Below are 17,159 nucleotides of genomic sequence, written 5' to 3'. Positions count from 1 at the left end.
CGGTTGACAGCTCCCCGAGGCTTATCGCAGCCTCCTACGTCCTTCATCGGCTCCTGGTGCCAAGGCATCCACCGTACGCTCTTCATTACTTACAACAAAGATGCTCGCGTCCACTGTGCAGTTCTCAAACAACACACAACCAACCATGTTCACGTCGCCACCGAACACCGGGAAAAACCCGGCCGGTATGACCACCACAATTGTNTGTCGTCACTTTCCTGTAGAGGAAACACTTGCGTGTTCTCTCAGGACCCAACAGTGCNNCGATATATCNCCCGCCGGCCGNCNNTCNGGNCGNCNGTNNTGNGNGAANGGTTGTCAGTGTTCCACCCATGAGCGTCNGCNGTNCNACTGNNGAGNACNNAACNGTCTCTGCCANNNCNTNNCCACCTGNNTGNCANNNGCATTGGAGATGTGCTCCTTAGAAAGGAGGTGATCCAGCCGCACCTTCCGGTACGGCTACCTTGTTACGACTTCGTCCCAATCGCCGATCCCACCTTCGACGGCTCCCTCCCACGAGGGGTTAGGCCACCGGCTTCGGGTGTTACCGACTTTCATGACGTGACGGGCGGTGTGTACAAGGCCCGGGAACGTATTCACCGCAGCGTTGCTGATCTGCGATTACTAGCGACTCCGACTTCACGGGGTCGAGTTGCAGACCCCGATCCGAACTGAGACCGGCTTTAAGGGATTCGCTCCACCTCACGGTATCGCAGCCCTCTGTACCGGCCATTGTAGCATGTGTGAAGCCCTGGACATAAGGGGCATGATGACTTGACGTCGTCCCCACCTTCCTCCGAGTTGACCCCGGCAGTCTCTTACGAGTCCCCACCATTACGTGCTGGCAACATAAGACAAGGGTTGCGCTCGTTGCGGGACTTAACCCAACATCTCACGACACGAGCTGACGACAGCCATGCACCACCTGTATACCGACCACAAGGGGGGCCGTATCTCTACGGCTTTCCGGTATATGTCAAACCCAGGTAAGGTTCTTCGCGTTGCATCGAATTAATCCACATGCTCCGCCGCTTGTGCGGGCCCCCGTCAATTCCTTTGAGTTTTAGCCTTGCGGCCGTACTCCCCAGGCGGGGCGCTTAATGCGTTAGCTACGGCACGGATCCCGTGGAAGGAAACCCACACCTAGCGCCCACCGTTTACGGCGTGGACTACCAGGGTATCTAATCCTGTTCGCTACCCACGCTTTCGCTCCTCAGCGTCAGTTACTGCCCAGAGACCCGCCTTCGCCACCGGTGTTCCTCCTGATATCTGCGCATTTCACCGCTACACCAGGAATTCCAGTCTCCCCTGCAGTACTCAAGTCTGCCCGTATCGCCTGCAAGCTCGAGGTTGAGCCTCGAGTTTTCACAGACGACGCGACAAACCGCCTACGAGCTCTTTACGCCCAGTAATTCCGGACAACGCTTGCACCCTACGTATTACCGCGGCTGCTGGCACGTAGTTGGCCGGTGCTTCTTCTGCAGGTACCGTCACTTTCGCTTCGTCCCTGCTGAAAGAGGTTTACAACCCGAAGGCCGTCATCCCTCACGCGGCGTCGCTGCATCAGGCTTTCGCCCATTGTGCAATATTCCCCACTGCTGCCTCCCGTAGGAGTCTGGGCCGTGTCTCAGTCCCAGTGTGGCCGGTCACCCTCTCAGGTCGGCTACCCGTCGTCGCCTTGGTAGGCCATTACCCCACCAACAAGCTGATAGGCCGCGGGCCCATCCTGCACCAGTAAACCTTTCCACCAAAAACCATGCAGCCTTTGGTCATATCCGGTATTAGACCCAGTTTCCCAGGCTTATCCCGAAGTGCAGGGCAGATCACCCACGTGTTACTCACCCGTTCGCCGCTCGTGTACCCCGAAGGGCCTTACCGCTCGACTTGCATGTGTTAAGCACGCCGCCAGCGTTCGTCCTGAGCCAGGATCAAACTCTCCGTTGAAGACTCTAGATTGGCCGGCAGAACCGNCAATCAGTCATAGACATCGAGTCAAATCACTAGCAAAAAAACTCAAACTAGCTTCAATCAAACACTGACCCCCCATCCGACGGAAGAAGGAAGGGAAGCCAGCAAAATACCCACACCACACACGNCAACCAAACCCCAAGAGGCGGTTGAACATTCGTGATGTGGAGTACCAAAAACATTTGGCACTGACATTCATCGACACACTGTTGAGTTCTCAAAGAACACGCGCACACCATCACCACTGACACACTCGCCAGCCGCTCCGGGGCAACCGTTCCATCTTATCCTACCAGCTTCACCGGCGCAAGCCGTGACGCTGATCAAGATCAAACCGGGGTTGAAGCACCACCATACACGGTAGTGAACTTCCGATTTACCAGGCGCCTGCGTCCAACCTCGTGTCCCCCGCCTTCCGGCCGGGGTCGGTGTCCGTGTCGCTCTGACCTGGAATAAGTTACGCGAAGGGAAACTGCTTGCCAAATCGCCAGGTCACGGTGTTTACAGTTACGGATTCCGCTGGTCAGAGCTGGTGTGCCCCTACGGGTCCGGGGCTTTGCCGCTCATACCGGTCGCTGTGACGCCGGACTCACCGTGAAGAACCGGGATCTGCGTCTACTCGTTCGATGAAGCCACCGAGTTCCTGGAGGATCTCGACGAAGCGGGGATACCCGCGGTCGATGTGGAAGACGTCGTGCACTTCAGTCACCCCATCGGCGACGAGACCCGCAAGCACGAGGCCGGCGCCTGCCCGGATGTCCGAGGACCACACCGGCGCACTCGACAGCTGGGCGATTCCCCGGATCACCGCGTGATGGCCGTCCGTCCGTGCGTCGGCGCCCAACCGGATCATCTCTTCGACGAAGCGGAACCGCGCCTCGAAGACGTTCTCCGTGATCATCGACGTTCCCTCCGCGACCGCCGCGAGCCCGATGGCCATCGGCTGCAGGTCGGTGGGGAATCCCGGGTAGGGCAGTGTCGCGAAGTTGACGGCGGTGGGCCGCGCTTCCTGGACCACCCGGAATCCGTCTGCCTCGGCCGTGACCTCGGCGCCGGCCACCCGCAGTTTGTCGAGCACCAGGCCGAGGTGCTTCGGGTTGACCCCGCGGACGCGCACGTCGCCGCGGGTCATCGACGCGGCGATCCCCCACGTCGCCGCGACGATCCGATCGCCGATGACCCGGTGCGTGGTCGGCTCGAGCGCGGGAACGCCCTGGATGGTCAGCGTGGACGTGCCGGCACCGAGGATCTTCGCGCCCATCTGGATCAGCATGTTGCACAGGTCGACGATCTCGGGTTCGCGGGCCGCATTGTCGATCACCGTCTCGCCCTTGGCGAGGACAGCCGCCATCAGGATGTTCTCGGTCGCCCCGACCGACGGGAACGCGAGTCGGATGTTCGCACCGTGCAGGTCCTCGGCCTGGGCGACCACGCAGCCGTGCTCGATCGTGCTGTGCGCACCAAGCAACCGCAGCCCCGACTGATGCATGTCGAGGGGCCGCGAACCGATGGCATCGCCACCGGGCAGCGCGACCACGGCGCGACGGCAGCGCGCGACGAGCGGTCCGAGAACACACACGGACGCGCGGAACTGACGTACCGCCGCGAAATCGGCGTGATGTTTGGGTTCGGCGGGTGTCGTGATCCGGACGACGGAATCGTCGAGGTCCACCTCGCAGCCGAGGCCGCGCAGGACGTCGGCCATCAAGGGAACATCCAGGATGTCCGGACAATTGGTGACAGTTGTGGTGCCCTCAGCCAACAGCGCTGCCGCCATCAGCTTGAGAACGCTGTTCTTCGCGCCCCCGACAGACACTTCACCTACGAGGCGGCTACCGCCGGTGACAAGGAAGCGTTCGCTCACAGAACACAGCCTAGAGCCAGGGATGCCGACACCGGAGGCCGGTACCGTAACGCTATGGCCGTACACCTCACCAAGATCTACACCCGGACCGGCGACGACGGGACCACCGGACTCAGCGATTTCTCCCGTGTGTCGAAGAACGATCCGCGGCTGATCGCGTACGCCGACTGCGACGAGGCGAACGCCTCGATCGGGGTTGCGGTCGCGCTGGGCGACCCGCCGGAGGAGATCCGGTCGATACTGCGGCAGATCCAGAACGACCTGTTCGATGCGGGCGCCGACCTCTCCACCCCGGTGGAAGCGGAACCGAAGTACCCGCCGCTGCGCATCACCGGCGAGTACGTCGATCGCCTCGAAGGCTGGTGCGACGAACTGAACGAACGCCTGGAACCGCTGAACTCGTTCATTCTCCCGGGCGGGACAGCGCTGGGAGCGCTGCTGCACGTGGCGCGGACGGTGACCCGTCGCGCCGAGCGGTCCGCGTGGGCGGCCGTCGACGCGAACCCGGAGACCACCAACGCTCTGCCGGCGAAGTACCTCAACCGGCTGTCGGATCTGCTGTTCATCGTCAGCAGGCTCGCGAACCCCGAGGGCGACGTCCTGTGGAAGCCGGGAGCCGGGAAGTCCTGATCAGAGCCGGCGACCGCGAACCGATCGGCCGGACGGTCGCGATTCGACCCAGGACAGGAACGCGGTCAATGCTCCCCCGTCCAATGCGATCTCGTACGAGCTCCCGCGGTCCTTGACCGACAGGATCATGATCTCCTCGGACATGATGTCGAATTCGGAGCCCTCCGGGCTGCGACGACCTGCGACCTCGACGCCCTGGCGCTCGATGCGCGAATCGGGGCCGGGTCGCAGACTCGACAGTTTGAAGAAGACGAGGGAACCCTCGCCGTAGCGGATGACGCCGTGACGCCACCCGGTGTCCCCCGGGGCAGGCGTCACCCGGAGGATCGCCGCGGTGCCCCCGCGGCGCAGAACTGCAAGCCGATACAGAAAAACCGCGACGAAGGCCGCGAGCAGCACAACCAGAATGATCAACACAGTCATTCCGATTGTCACTGTTCGTCGGCTCCGTCGCGGTCTTTCTCGTGCAGCCTAGGCGCGCTCTACAGCGCGGACCCGACCCTTGGCGACAGCAATCGCCTCGAGGTCGTCTCCACTCTCTGCAAGCACGGCCTTGGCCGCTTCCACATCGATGTCCTCGGCCAAGTCGGCTGACTCGGCGAGGATCGTGACTGTCTTCGCGGTCACGGACAGGAATCCGCCGTGCACAGCAGCGACGATACGCTCACCGTCGGCCGTCGTGATCGCAACCACTCCGCCCTCGACCAGCTGTCCGAGAACCGGCTCATGCCCAGGCATGACACCGATCTCGCCCTCGGTCGTCTGTGCGCTGACGAGAGTCGCCGAACCAGACCACAACCGTCGCTCCACGGCGACGAGTTCCACGGTCATCTCAGCCATCGTCGACTACTTCCCGGCGATCTTCTTGGCTGCAGCCTCGACGTCGTCGAGTCCACCACAGCTGTTGAACGCCTGCTCGGGCAGGTGATCGAACTCGCCCTTGCAGATGCGGTCGAACGCCTCGATGGTGTCGCGGAGCGGCACCACGGAGCCGGGCTCACCGGTGAACTTCTCGGCGACGATGAAGTTCTGGCCGAGGAACTTCTGCAGGCGACGGGCACGGCCGACGAGCACCTTGTCCTCTTCCTGCAGCTCGTCCATACCGAGGATGGCGATGATGTCCTGCAGTTCCTTGTACTTCTGCAGGATGCGCTTGACCTCGTTGGCGACCCGGAAGTGCTCGGCACCGACGATGCCGGGCTCCAGGATGCGGGAGGTGGAGGTCAGCGGGTCCACAGCGGGGTAGATACCCATCTGCGAGATCGGACGCGACAGCTCGGTGGTGGCATCGAGGTGCGCGAACGTCGTGGCCGGCGCCGGGTCGGTGTAGTCGTCGGCGGGCACGTAGATCGCCTGCAGCGAGGTGATGGAGCGGCCTCGCGTCGAGGTGATCCGCTCCTGCAGCTCACCCATCTCGTCAGCCAGGGTCGGCTGGTAACCCACGGCCGAAGGCATACGACCGAGCAGGGTCGACACCTCGGAACCGGCCTGGGTGAAACGGAAGATGTTGTCGATGAACAGCAGCACGTCCTGGCCCTGGACATCGCGGAAGTACTCCGCCATGGTCAGTGCGGACAGGGCGACGCGCATACGCGTTCCCGGCGGCTCGTCCATCTGGCCGAAGACAAGGGCGGTGTCCTGGAGGACGCCCATCTCTTCCATCTCGAGGTGAAGGTCGGTGCCCTCACGGGTGCGCTCACCGACGCCTGCGAACACCGAGGTTCCGGAGAACTCGCGGGCGATACGGGTGATCATTTCCTGGATCAGAACGGTCTTGCCGACACCGGCACCACCGAACAGACCGATCTTTCCACCCTTGACGTACGGGGTGAGGAGGTCGATGACCTTGATGCCGGTCTCGAGGATCTCCGTCTTGCCCTCGAGCTGGTCGAAGGCCGGTGGCTTGCGGTGGATGCCCCACTGCTCGCCGTCGCGACCCGTACCGGGAGCGTCGAGGCAGTCGCCCAGCGCGTTGAAGACGTGGCCCTTGACGACGTCGCCGACGGGAACCGAGATCGGCTTGCCCGTATCGGACACCGAGGTGCCGCGGATCAGACCGTCGGTGGGCTGCATCGAGACGGTGCGCACCAGGTTGTCGCCGAGGTGCTGTGCGACCTCGAGGGTCAGCGTCTTGGCGACCGAGGGGAGCGTGATCTCGGCGTGCAGGGCGTTGAACAGTTCAGGAATGGCGCCACGCGGGAATTCAACGTCCACGACGGGACCGATGACCCGCACGACGCGGCCGGCGACGGACGAACCCGAGCCTGCCCCGTTGTTTTCGGTTACTGCTGCGGTCATTGCTTAGTCACTTCCTGCGCTCGAGGCGAGCGCATTCGCGCCGCCGACGATCTCGCTGATTTCCTGGGTGATCTGGGCCTGGCGAGCCTGGTTTGCCTGACGGCTCAACGTGTTCACCAGTTCGTTTGCGTTGTCCGTCGCGGCCTTCATGGCCGTACGACGGGCAGCCGACTCCGACGCCGCAGCATCCAGCAGCGAGGAGTAGATGCGGGTGCTGATGTACTTCGGCAGCAGGGCACCGAGCAGCTTGTCGGGTTCCGGCTCGAAGTTGTATCCGGCGACCGGTTCCGAGTTGCTGGACCCGTGACCGTTCGTCAGCATGTCTTCGCCGAGTTCGACGTGCTCCTCGGAGACCATCACCTCGAGGGGAGCCATCCGGCGAACCTCGGGAGACTGGGTCAGCATCGACACGAAACGGGTGTAGACGATGTGCAGCTCGTCGACGCCTTCGATGGTGCCCTCGCCGTTCGGCGCGGGAACCTCGGAGCCGGATCCGGCCATGAACAGGTCGACCAGGTGCCGGCTCGCCTTGGCAGCGTCGGAGTAGCCCGGATCCTGGGAGAACCCGGTCCACGCACCTCCCAGATCGCGGCCACGGAACGTGTAGTAGCCCAGACCCTTGGATCCGAGCACGTAGATGACCGGATCCTTGCCCTCGCTGCGCAGCAGCTGGAACAGCTCCTCTGCCTCTTTGAGGACGTTGGAGTTGTATCCGCCGCACATACCGCGGTCGCTGGTGACGACCAGGACGGCCGCACGCTTGGGATCGGTGCGCTCGTTGAGCAACGGGTGGTCCAGCGAAGCGGACGCGCTCGCCAGCTCCGAGAGAACCTTCGTGATCTCCTCGGCGTACGGCTTCGCCGCGGCGACGCGCGACTGTGCCTTCGTGATCCGCGAGGTGGCGATCAGTTCCTGGGCCTTGGTGATCTTCTTGGTCGAGTTGACCGACTTGATGCGAGACCTCAGTTCGAGAATGCTTGCCATCGATCGATCACTCTCCCTTCATGTTTCGCAGCATCATGGGCAGGCCGCTCACTTGCTGACGGTGGTGCGCTTGACGTTGATCTGCTCGTGGCCGACCTCGCCGGCGTCCAGAGCTTCAGCCTCGGCCTCGTTCACGACCCGGCTTCCGTCGGACGCGAGGAAGGTTTCCTTGAACTTGTCGGTGGCCTCGACCAGCGCCTTGGCGTTGTCGGCGTCGAGGGCCTTGCCGCCCTTGATGCTCTCGTACACGCCGGAGGCGGTGCGGTGCAGCTCGTCGAGCAGCTCGGCCTCGAAGCGACGGACGTCGCCGACGGGCACGCTGTCGAAGACACCTTCACCGGCGAGGTAGATCGACACGATCTGGTCCTCGACGGGGATCGGGCTGTACTGATCCTGCTTGAGCAGCTCGACCAGGCGGGCACCACGCTCGAGCTGTGCCTTCGAGGCGGCGTCCAGGTCGGAGGCGAAGGCGGAGAACGCCTCGAGCTCACGGAACTGGGCCAGCTCCAGACGCAGCGAGCCGGAAACCTTCTTCATGCCCTTGGTCTGCGCGGCGCCACCGACACGGGACACCGAGATGCCGACGTTGATGGCGGGACGGACACCCTTGTTGAAGAGGTCCGACTCGAGGAACACCTGACCGTCGGTGATGGAGATGACGTTGGTCGGGATGTAGGCCGAGACGTCGTTGGCCTTGGTCTCGATGATCGGCAGCGCGGTCAGCGAACCTCCACCCAGGGCGTCGGACAGCTTGGCCGAACGCTCCAGCAGGCGGGAGTGCAGGTAGAAGACGTCACCGGGGTATGCCTCACGTCCCGGCGGGCGACGCAGCAGCAGCGAGATGGCGCGGTACGCCTCGGCCTGCTTGGTCAGGTCGTCGAACACGACCAGGACGTGCTTGCCCTGGTACATCCAGTGCTGACCGATGGCGGAGCCGGTGTAGGGCGCGAGCCACTTGAAACCGGCGGAGTCGGAGGCCGGGGCCGCGACGATGGTGGTGTACTCCATCGCGCCCTGCTCCTCGAGAGCAGCCTTGACGCCCGCGATGGTGGAGCCCTTCTGGCCGATCGCGACGTAGATGCAGCGAACCTGCTGCTTCTCGTCGCCGGTCTCCCAGTTGGCCTTCTGGTTCAGGATCGCGTCGATGCAGACGGCGGTCTTGCCCGTCTTACGGTCGCCGATGACGAGCTGACGCTGTCCGCGGCCGATCGGGGTCATCGCGTCGATGGCCTTGATGCCGGTCTGCAGCGGCTCCTCGACGGGCTGACGCTCGAGCACCGAGGCAGCCTGCAGCTCGAGGGCGCGGGTCTCGTCGCTCGCGATCTCGCCCAGGCCGTCGATCGGCTGGCCGAGCGGGTTGATGACGCGGCCGAGGAAGGCGTCGCCGACGGGTACCGACAGCACGTCGCCGGTCCGCTTGACTTCCTGGCCTTCCTGGATGTTCTCGTAATCGCCCAGGATGACGGCACCGATCTCGGTGGCATCCAGGTTGAGCGCGACGCCCAGAATTCCGCCGGGAAACTCCAGCAGTTCGTTGGCCATCGCCGAAGGCAGGCCACTGACGTGCGCGATGCCGTCGCTGGTGTCGGTCACGACGCCGACCTCTTCGCGGGAGGCCTCCGGGGAGTAGCTCGCGGTGTAGTTCTCGATCGCGCTACGGATCTCGTCGGAGGAGATCGTCAGCTCCGCCATGTTTTTCCTGCTCTCGGTGTCTGGTCTTCGAAAAGATCTGGGGTATGGGGTTCGGTTGCGGACTACTTGAGGGACTTCCGCAACGCTGCGAGACGTCCCGCTCCGCTGCCGTCGATCACCTCGTCGCCCACCCGGACGACCAAGCCGCTGAGGAGTTCAGGATCGACCTCCACGTGAACCGTCACCGGCTTCCCGTAGGTACGGGTGAGGGTGGCGGTCAGCCGATCCGACTGCTCACTGGACAGCGGAGCAGCGCTGCGCACCTTGGCGACAACGGCCTTCCGCTGTGCTGCTGCCAGATTCGACAGTGCGTCGAAGGCATCCGCGGGTGCGGAGTTCTTCAACCGGCCCACTGCCTGGGTCGCCAATGCCTCGGAGACCGCGGTGACCTTGCCGTACAGCAGCTTGGAGAGCAGGTCACGCTTGCCCTTCGCCGGTACGGAACGGTCGGACAGTGACTGCTCGAGCTTCGGATCACCGGCAACGATGCGGCCGAGGCGGAAGAGTTCGTCCTCGACGGCGTCGAGCTGTCCCTGATCGGCCGCTGCCTTCAGCAGCGATTCCCGACCGAGGAGCACCAGCGAGTTGAGCAGGTCGGAGGTGGCGGACCAGTCCTGGCCCACCGCCGCCTTCAGGACGGCGAGGGTCTCGGCCGAGACCTTGCCGCCGAACACCTGCTGGGCCAGACCTTCGCGAACGCTCCCGGTCGTCGAGGTGTCCGACAGCGCGCTCCGGAGAGTGCGCTGCTCGTCCAGGATCTCGACGACCGAGAACAGCTCGGCCCCGATCTGGGCCGCGGCCGCTGTGGCTGCTCCGGCAGAGACGGATCCCAAGGCCGAAGACAACGCAGCACGGGTCTGCGTCAAGGCCTCACGGCTCGCTGCGTACATGGTGCTCACTTCCCTGCTGCGGAATTTGCGCCGATGGAGTCGAGCTCGTTCAGGAATCGATCGACCGTGCCTGCCCGCTTCACGTCGTCGGCGAGGGACTCACCGATGAGCTTCTCAGCGAGGTCGACGGCGGTGCGGCCGAGATCGCCGCGCAGTTCGGCGACGATCTGCTGACGCTGGGCAACCAACTGGTTGTTCCCGGCGGCCACGATGCGGTCGCTTTCTTCCTGAGCCTGTGCCTTCATTTCGGCGATGATCTGCTGCCCCTGGGTGCGCGCGTCCTCACGGATCTGCGCAGCCTCGGTGCGAGCTTCGGCCAGCTGGGCGCGGTACTGCTCGAGTGCCGCCTTCGCTTCGGCCTGGGCCTCTTCGGCCCGCTTGATGCCGCCGTCGATCTGCTCGGTTCGCTCGGCAAGGACCTTCTGGAACATCGGAAGGACGTACTTCCAGAAGACGAAACCAACGATGACCAGGCAGACGATCGACCAAACGATGTCATACGTCGCGGGGAGGAGAGGGTTGTGGCTCTCTTCCTCTGCCGCGAGCAATGCGATGTTGGCTGCCATGACGGTCTTAGAAAATGAAGCCGGCGACGAGGCCGATCAGCGCGAGGGCTTCGGTGAAGGCGATACCGAGGAACATCGTGGTACGAACCTGTCCGGCCATCTCGGGCTGGCGAACCATGCCCTCGATTGCCTTACCGACGACGATACCCACGCCGATGCCGGGGCCGATCGCGGCGAGGCCGTAGCCGATGGCTCCGAAGCCCTTCGCCGTGGTGGTGGTCTCGACCGCTTCCTGTGCCAGGTACGCGAGGCTCATGGTGTTTCGTTCCCTTTCTGTTGACCTCCACCGTGTTCGGCGAGGCTCAGTTCTTGGTGTAGCTGGTCGTGAAGCTTGGTGGTGCTCAGTGCGAATCCGCGTGCAGTGCCAGGTCGATGTACACCGACGTGAGCAGCGCGAAGACGTAGGCCTGCAGGAAGATCACCAGCAGTTCGAAGAAGGTGAATGCAATGCCGGCGGCAAGCGAGGCCACACCGAACACGGCCTGGAACCCACCGGAGACGAAGAAGAAGTACTGAGTGGCGCTGAAGAACAGCACCAGCAGGATGTGGCCGGCCAGCATGTTGGCCATGAGACGAACCATGAGCGTGAACGGCCGGAGGACGAACGTCGAGATGAACTCGATCGGCACGAGCAGGAAGTGCAGCGGAAGCGGCACACCCGGAACGACGATGCTGCTCTTCACGTACTTGAAGAAGCCGTATTTCTTGATGCCGACGTAGTTGAACACGATGTACGCCAGGGCGGCGAGCACGAGCGGCATGCCGATTCGCGCGTTCGGCGAGATGTTGATGAAGGGGATGATGCTGCCGAGGTTGCTGGCGAGCACCAGGAAGAAGATGGTCGTGATGACCGGCAGGAAGCGCTTGCCCTGCTCCTTGCCGAGAATCTCTTCCGCGATGTTGATCCGGACGAAGTCGAGCGCGATCTCACCGATGTTCTGGACACCGCGAGGAATGATCTTCGGGCTGCGCATCGCGATGACGAAGAAGAGCATCATCAGGGCGGACAGCAGGATGCGAACCAGCATCAGGCGGTCGAGTTCGAACGGAGTCCCTTCGAACAGGACCGCGGGCGGGAAGAAGTCGTTCAGGGAAGGCGCGTGGAATTCTTCCGCGGCCACGTTGATGACGCTCAGCGTTCTCTCCCGTAGTCGGTCCGCAGCCTTCGTTGACTGCGGTTCGATCGGACATTGACGATCAAACAAGTCGACAAGCTCGACTCGCGTATTCGTCAGCTGCTGAGGACTGTTCGAGTCCAGCGTCTGTCGGTGTCGGCGACTCTCGTCGACTCGGCGGCCCTGGATGTGCGGCCACCTACAAGCATGCAATACCGGCGAGTAACTGACTCGCACTCTCATTGCTCTCGCTTGACCCAGACCTTAGCAAGTCATCTACGACGTTGTGTAGACGGGGTCGGGGTCGATTCAATTTTACTACATCTCGTAGTACTACTTATCGTCCGAATCGGACGATCCTGTGTCGTCCGACGGCGTGGGTTCGACATACGGCGCCTTGGTCCCGAGAACTCCGAACGTTTCCGCCCCCAGCACGATGACCAGCGAAAGCACCATGACCAGCACCAATGCCGTCTTGTCGTAGAAGTCGAGCGGTTTGAGGATCGCGAGGACCGTGATCGCGAGGATCATCTTCAGCAACCACGTACCGAGCAGTACCGCTCCCGCCGTCAGGGCCGGAAGCTTCGCGGTGAACAGCACACCGAGTGCGGTGCACAGGATGAACCCTCCCCCGACGGCCGCACCGAGAAGTGCCCCGTACAGGCCGGGCTTGCCCGCGACGAGAAACGCGATGATCGAACCGACGACTGCCAGCACGATCAGACCGAGAACTCCGTAGCGGACGGCAGCCCGCAACGACGCGGTGTGATCAGGGGCAGAGGCGGGGGTGAACGTCACGGTCGCCAAGGGTAGTGGATCCTCGCCGGTCCGCGGCAACCCTCCCGTCAGCCCCGGCGGTCGTGCTGCTGTCCGCGAATCGACGGGACGGCAGTCACGACCAGCGCGAAGACGAGCCCGCCCGCCACCAGGAGCACGACGACGCGACGGTCGAACAGGGCCGAACCGACCGCGCCGAACGCCAGCACACCGACCCACAAGTAGATGAGCAGCACGACGCGGCGGTGCGAGTGCCCGATCTGGAGGAGCCGGTGGTGGAGGTGCATCTTGTCGGGGCTGAATGGGCTCACCCCGGCGCGGGTGCGCCGGACGATGGCCAGCAACAGGTCGAGGATCGGAATGAACATGACGGCGCCGACCAGCAACAGCGGCGAGAGCAGACCGAGCAGGTCACGGGTGCCGTACGCGGTCAACGGGATGCGACCGGACGCGCTGGTGGAGATGGCCGCGAGCATCAGCCCGATCAGCATGGAGCCGGAGTCGCCCATGAAGATCTTGGCGGGCTGGAAGTTGTGCGGAAGGAAACCGAGACACGCACCTGCCAGCGCGGCGGCGATCAGAGCGGGCGGATAGGCGCTGACGTCGCCGCCCTGATCGTGCAGAAGTCCGACCGAGAACACGCAGATCGCGAGCGAGGAGATCAGGCCGAGGCCCGCAGCGAGGCCGTCGAGGCCGTCGACGAAGTTCATGGCGTTGACCATCACCACCGCAACGCCCACGGTGACGAGTCCGGCTTGCAGCTGGTCGAGGATGACCGTGCTGCCGTCCCCGAACGGCATGTAGACGATGAACCAGCTCACCCCCATCACGACGAGGATCCCGGCCGCCGTGACCTGGCCGACGAACTTCGTGAGCGCGTCCAGGCCCCAGCGGTCGTCGACCACGCCCACCAGCACGATCACGAACCCCGAGACCAGGGCCGCGGGAATGTCGGAGGTGAATTCGAATCCCCTGGTGAGCGCGGGTAGCTGTTGCGCGAACAACAACGCGACGAGCATGCCGAGATACATACCGACCCCGCCGAGGCGAGGCGTCGGGGTGACGTGGACGTCCCGGTCCCGCGGCACCGCCACCGCCCCGAACCGCAGCGCGAACAGCCGCACGGCGCCGGTGGCGAGGTAGGTGACCACCGCGGCGGTGAAGAGGACGAGCAGGAGTTCGCGCAGCGGGACACCCGCGCCCCCACCTGCTTGGGCCAGCACCGTGCCGGCCGATTCGGCAGCACTCACTGGGCGGACAGACTCTCCGCCGTCACTCCGAGCACGTCGGCGACATCGCCGGTGGGCACCGCGCCTTCACGCAGGATCCGCGGCGTCGCGCCGGTGAGGTCGACGATGGTCGATGCCTGCCCCTGTTCCGCCCGGCCGCCGTCGAGATACACGCTCGCCGATCCGCCGAGTTGCTCGCGGGCCTCCTCCACCGTCGTCGCGGGCGGGCGCCCGGAGACGTTCGCGCTCGACACCGCGAGCGGCCCGACCTCACGCAGCAGTTCGAGGGCGACCGGGTGCAGCGGCATGCGGAGCATGACCGTGCCCCGGGTGTCGCCGAGATCCCATGCCAGCGAAGGCGCTTGTTCCACAACGAGACTCAGTCCGCCGGGCCAGAACGCCCGGATGAGGTCGCGCGCCTGCGGGCGCACGCTGTACACCAGGCCGTCGATCGTGTTCCACGAGCCGACGAGCACGGGCACCGGCATGTCGCGACCGCGACCCTTGGCCCGCAGGAGGGCGGCGACAGCCTCGCTGTCGAAGGCGTCCGCGCCGATTCCGTACAGCGTGTCCGTGGGGAGCACGACGAGACGCCCGGCCTTCAGCGCATTCTTGGCGGCACTCAGTCCGGCGGAGCGTGAATCGGGAAGGCCACAGTCGTAAACGGTACTCACCGGTTCATTCTTTCACCCTCGGCGTCGGCCCCTGCACGCTGCGCCTCGATATCCGTTGCGACGCGCCGGGCCACGACGAAGCGCGGCTTGCCGGCCAGATCCGGGTGCTCCGCGACCTCGCCGAACACGCGGCGGGACGCGAACAGTGCCGCCACGTCGGAGCCGTTCGAGTCGTCGTGCTCGATGCCGACCGCTCCCCCGATCCGCAGCCAGCGCGCGACGTTCGAGATCATCGGCTTGATGACGGACAGACCGTCCGGTCCGGCGAACAGCGCGCTGTGCGGATCGTGGTCGGCTACCTCGGGTTCGAGTTCGACACCCTCCGGGATGTACGGCGGATTCGCGACGATCAGGTCGACCCCGCCCTCGAGCCCGGCGAGCAACGTCCGGTCGGTCACGTCGCCCTGATACAGCCGGATCGGCGCGTCACCTGCCTGTTCGCGGGCGTCGGCGTTGCGCCGAGCCCAGGCGAGGGCATGCGGTTCCAATTCGACGGCGTGCACGACGGCGTCGGGGCGGGCGTTGGCGATCGCCAGCGCGAGCGCGCCCGAACCGGTGCACAGGTCGAGGACCACCGGCGGATGCTGATCGCAGCTTCCGAGGAACGCGAGCGCCCACCCGAGCAGCAGTTCGGTCTCCGGGCGCGGCACGAAAACGCCGGGGCCGACCTCGATGTCGATGTCTCCCATGGCGGCCGTACCGAGGATGTACTGCAACGGAATCCGCTTGGCCCGTTGGTCCACCATCTTCTTGTAGGCATCGATCACCGACTCGTCGACGAGCGGGACGAGCCCGAGCCGGGTCCGCTCCACCCCCAGCAGGTGTGCGGCGAGCAGTTCGGCGTCCGCACGGGAGCTACGCACCCCGGCCTCGTCGAGTTGCGCGGTTGCGTCGATCAGGGCCAGGCGAAGAGGAAGGCGACTCACAGGTACAGACTGCCACGCGGCCCAGCGTCCGGTGGCGCGGTCCCGCCTTCGCGGTTACTCCGCGGCGAGCCTCGCCTCGCGGTCCGACTTGCCGAGCGCGTCGAGGAGGGCGTCGAGTTCGCCGTCCAGGACCGCATCCAGGTTGTGGGACTTGAACCCGATCCGGTGATCGGTGATGCGGTTCTCCGGGAAGTTGTATGTGCGGATCCGCTCCGAACGGTCGACGGTGCGCACCTGGCTCTGTCTGCCCGCCGACGCCTCCGCGTCCGCGGCCTCCTCCGCCGCGGCCTGCAGCCGGGCGGCGAGCACCTGCATGGCGCGGGCCTTGTTCTGCAGCTGCGAGCGTTCGTTCTGACAGGTCACGACGATGCCGGTGGGCAGGTGCGTGATCCGGACCGCGGAGTCGGTGGTGTTGACACCCTGACCGCCCTTGCCCGAGGAGCGGTAGACGTCGATGCGCAGATCGGTTTCGTCGATCTGCACCTCCTCCACCTCTTCCGGTTCCGGGTAGATGAGGACACCGGCGGCGGACGTGTGGACACGCCCCTGCGATTCCGTCACCGGCACGCGCTGCACACGGTGGACGCCGCCCTCGAACTTCAGCCGCGCCCAGACCCCGTCACGCACATCGCCCTTCGACTTGATCGACAGCGTCGCGTCCTTGTATCCACCGAGGTCGGAGACCGTCGCGTCGAGGATCTCGACGCGCCAACCGTGACGCTCGGCGTACCGGACGTACATCCGGGCCAGGTCGGAGGCGAACAGCGCGGATTCCTCACCGCCCTCCCCCGACTTCACCTCGAGCACCACGTCGTCACCGTCGTGCGGGTCGCGGGGGGCCAGCAGATCGGTGAGGGCCTTGTCCAGTTCGAGGACCTGCTCCTCGAGTGCGGGCACCTCGGCGGCGAAGCTGGAGTCGTCCGCGGCGAGTTCACGCGCCGCGTCCAGATCGTCCTGCGCCGACTTGAGCCTGGTGTACGTCGCCATGATCGGCGCGAGTTCGGCGAATCGCTTGCCCGCCTTGCGGGCCGCGGAAGCGTCGTTGTGCAGGGCCGGGTCCGACAACTGCTGCTCCAGGCCGGCATGTTCGGCCAGGATGTCGTCGATGGCCGAAGGCTGGGTGGTCCCTGCCATGATTCGCTCCGCTCTGCGTTCGTTCGGGAGTAGGCACAAAAAAGCCGACGCCCGGCCTGCAATTATCGCAGGACGGGCGTCGGCGGAACAGCTAGGACTCTGCAGATTCCTTGGCTGCGCCCTTGCCGGCACGCTTGCCGTAGCGAGCCTCGAAGCGGGCGACACGTCCACCGGTGTCGAGGATCTTCTGCTTGCCGGTGTAGAACGGGTGGCACTGCGAGCAGACCTCGACGTTGATACGCCCGGACTCCTTGGTGCTGTGGGTCTCGAAGGTGTTGCCGCAACCACAGACCACGGTGGTGGCCACGTAATTGGGGTGAATGCCTGACTTCATGGTGTCCCTTTCAATGGTCGCCGGGTCGCCTTCGCCATTCGAAGACGTGAACCGGAACCGGACTCAGCCGCTCAGTAT

The 17,159-nt window shown here is 64.6% G+C and carries 17 protein-coding genes and 2 rRNA genes; 1 reads left to right on the top strand and 18 read right to left on the bottom strand.

Features of this window, described 5'->3' with window-relative positions:
- The 3 genes from CA951_RS19155 to murA form a co-directional block, all read right to left on the bottom strand.
- Window positions 1–95: ribosomal RNA gene (locus CA951_RS19155) — 23S ribosomal RNA — on the bottom strand; the annotation flags it as partial.
- A 330-nt stretch (window positions 96–425) separates the two neighbouring features.
- Window positions 426–1,944: ribosomal RNA gene (locus CA951_RS19150) — 16S ribosomal RNA — on the bottom strand.
- Window positions 1,945–2,557: 613 nt separating this feature from the next.
- On the bottom strand, window positions 2,558–3,832 hold the full coding sequence (murA, locus tag CA951_RS19145; protein WP_087558333.1) for a UDP-N-acetylglucosamine 1-carboxyvinyltransferase: 1,275 nt from the start codon (window positions 3,830–3,832) through the stop codon (window positions 2,558–2,560).
- Window positions 3,833–3,886: 54 nt separating this feature from the next.
- Between murA and CA951_RS19140 the strand changes: the two genes are divergently transcribed.
- Window positions 3,887–4,462, top strand: coding sequence for a cob(I)yrinic acid a,c-diamide adenosyltransferase (locus tag CA951_RS19140; protein ID WP_087558332.1), 576 nt, complete (start codon window positions 3,887–3,889; stop codon window positions 4,460–4,462).
- Here CA951_RS19140 and CA951_RS19135 read toward each other — a convergent pair whose 3' ends face one another.
- The 15 genes from CA951_RS19135 to rpmE all read right to left on the bottom strand — a co-directional run bounded on the left by CA951_RS19135 (window position 4,463) and on the right by rpmE (window position 17,081).
- Window positions 4,463–4,885, bottom strand: coding sequence for a DUF2550 domain-containing protein (locus CA951_RS19135; RefSeq protein WP_087558331.1), 423 nt, complete (start codon window positions 4,883–4,885; stop codon window positions 4,463–4,465).
- Between the two features lie 48 nt (window positions 4,886–4,933).
- On the bottom strand, window positions 4,934–5,302 hold the full coding sequence (locus CA951_RS19130; protein WP_007300053.1) for a F0F1 ATP synthase subunit epsilon: 369 nt from the start codon (window positions 5,300–5,302) through the stop codon (window positions 4,934–4,936).
- Window positions 5,303–5,308: 6 nt separating this feature from the next.
- The gene (gene atpD / locus CA951_RS19125; RefSeq protein ID WP_005252960.1) at window positions 5,309–6,760 is read right to left on the bottom strand and encodes a F0F1 ATP synthase subunit beta; all 1,452 of its coding nucleotides are present in this window, start codon (window positions 6,758–6,760) and stop codon (window positions 5,309–5,311) included.
- A 3-nt stretch (window positions 6,761–6,763) separates the two neighbouring features.
- Complete coding sequence (locus CA951_RS19120; RefSeq protein ID WP_087558330.1) at window positions 6,764–7,744, bottom strand: F0F1 ATP synthase subunit gamma; 981 nt, start codon at window positions 7,742–7,744, stop codon at window positions 6,764–6,766.
- Between the two features lie 48 nt (window positions 7,745–7,792).
- Window positions 7,793–9,436, bottom strand: coding sequence for a F0F1 ATP synthase subunit alpha (atpA, locus tag CA951_RS19115; protein ID WP_012688409.1), 1,644 nt, complete (start codon window positions 9,434–9,436; stop codon window positions 7,793–7,795).
- Between the two features lie 62 nt (window positions 9,437–9,498).
- Window positions 9,499–10,326 carry a F0F1 ATP synthase subunit delta gene (locus CA951_RS19110; RefSeq protein ID WP_179220241.1) on the bottom strand — a complete coding sequence of 276 codons (828 nt, stop codon included), beginning with the start codon at window positions 10,324–10,326 and terminating at the stop codon, window positions 9,499–9,501.
- 5 nt (window positions 10,327–10,331) lie between these two features.
- A complete protein-coding gene (locus tag CA951_RS19105; protein WP_087558328.1) occupies window positions 10,332–10,892 on the bottom strand; it encodes a F0F1 ATP synthase subunit B in 561 nt (186 codons plus the stop codon).
- Window positions 10,893–10,899: 7 nt separating this feature from the next.
- The gene (locus CA951_RS19100) at window positions 10,900–11,148 is read right to left on the bottom strand and encodes an ATP synthase F0 subunit C (protein WP_012688412.1); all 249 of its coding nucleotides are present in this window, start codon (window positions 11,146–11,148) and stop codon (window positions 10,900–10,902) included.
- Window positions 11,149–11,233: 85 nt separating this feature from the next.
- Complete coding sequence (atpB, locus tag CA951_RS19095; protein WP_371851572.1) at window positions 11,234–12,019, bottom strand: F0F1 ATP synthase subunit A; 786 nt, start codon at window positions 12,017–12,019, stop codon at window positions 11,234–11,236.
- A gap of 321 nt (window positions 12,020–12,340) precedes the next feature.
- Window positions 12,341–12,814 (bottom strand): hypothetical protein, encoded by a 474-nt coding sequence (locus tag CA951_RS19085; protein WP_087558327.1) that lies wholly within the window; start codon window positions 12,812–12,814, stop codon window positions 12,341–12,343.
- 38 nt (window positions 12,815–12,852) lie between these two features.
- On the bottom strand, window positions 12,853–14,034 hold the full coding sequence (locus CA951_RS19080; protein WP_087558326.1) for a glycosyltransferase family 4 protein: 1,182 nt from the start codon (window positions 14,032–14,034) through the stop codon (window positions 12,853–12,855).
- On the bottom strand, window positions 14,031–14,687 hold the full coding sequence (locus CA951_RS19075) for an L-threonylcarbamoyladenylate synthase (protein WP_087558325.1): 657 nt from the start codon (window positions 14,685–14,687) through the stop codon (window positions 14,031–14,033). Before CA951_RS19075 ends, CA951_RS19080 begins: the two co-directional genes overlap by 4 nt.
- Entirely contained in the window at window positions 14,684–15,613 is a 930-nt protein-coding gene (gene prmC / locus CA951_RS19070; protein WP_072946115.1) for a peptide chain release factor N(5)-glutamine methyltransferase, read from the bottom strand. Before prmC ends, CA951_RS19075 begins: the two co-directional genes overlap by 4 nt.
- A 54-nt stretch (window positions 15,614–15,667) precedes the next feature.
- Window positions 15,668–16,747: a peptide chain release factor 1 gene (gene prfA, locus CA951_RS19065; RefSeq protein WP_087558324.1), complete on the bottom strand. Its 1,080-nt coding sequence runs from the start codon at window positions 16,745–16,747 to the stop codon at window positions 15,668–15,670.
- Between the two features lie 91 nt (window positions 16,748–16,838).
- The gene (gene rpmE, locus CA951_RS19060) at window positions 16,839–17,081 is read right to left on the bottom strand and encodes a 50S ribosomal protein L31 (protein WP_087558323.1); all 243 of its coding nucleotides are present in this window, start codon (window positions 17,079–17,081) and stop codon (window positions 16,839–16,841) included.
- Window positions 17,082–17,159 lie beyond the last annotated feature (78 nt).

It is taken from the genome of Rhodococcus sp. NCIMB 12038 (genome assembly GCF_002165735.1).
In the GTDB taxonomy this organism is placed as follows: Bacteria; Actinomycetota; Actinomycetes; order Mycobacteriales; family Mycobacteriaceae; genus Rhodococcus_F.
This window is presented reverse-complemented; position numbering and strand designations above follow the sequence as displayed.

Coding starts and splice junctions, on each gene's coding strand:
- prfA (WP_087558324.1), bottom strand. CDS start 16,747: ATGGCAGGGACCACCCAGCCTTCGGCCATCGACGACATCCTGGCCGAA.
- CA951_RS19100 (WP_012688412.1), bottom strand. CDS start 11,148: ATGAGCCTCGCGTACCTGGCACAGGAAGCGGTCGAGACCACCACCACG.
- atpD (WP_005252960.1), bottom strand. CDS start 6,760: ATGACCGCAGCAGTAACCGAAAACAACGGGGCAGGCTCGGGTTCGTCC.
- CA951_RS19120 (WP_087558330.1), bottom strand. CDS start 7,744: ATGGCAAGCATTCTCGAACTGAGGTCTCGCATCAAGTCGGTCAACTCG.
- CA951_RS19140 (WP_087558332.1), top strand. CDS start 3,887: ATGGCCGTACACCTCACCAAGATCTACACCCGGACCGGCGACGACGGG.
- CA951_RS19105 (WP_087558328.1), bottom strand. CDS start 10,892: ATGGCAGCCAACATCGCATTGCTCGCGGCAGAGGAAGAGAGCCACAAC.
- rpmE (WP_087558323.1), bottom strand. CDS start 17,081: ATGAAGTCAGGCATTCACCCCAATTACGTGGCCACCACCGTGGTCTGT.
- CA951_RS19130 (WP_007300053.1), bottom strand. CDS start 5,302: ATGGCTGAGATGACCGTGGAACTCGTCGCCGTGGAGCGACGGTTGTGG.
- CA951_RS19135 (WP_087558331.1), bottom strand. CDS start 4,885: ATGACTGTGTTGATCATTCTGGTTGTGCTGCTCGCGGCCTTCGTCGCG.
- CA951_RS19110 (WP_179220241.1), bottom strand. CDS start 10,326: ATGTACGCAGCGAGCCGTGAGGCCTTGACGCAGACCCGTGCTGCGTTG.
- atpA (WP_012688409.1), bottom strand. CDS start 9,436: ATGGCGGAGCTGACGATCTCCTCCGACGAGATCCGTAGCGCGATCGAG.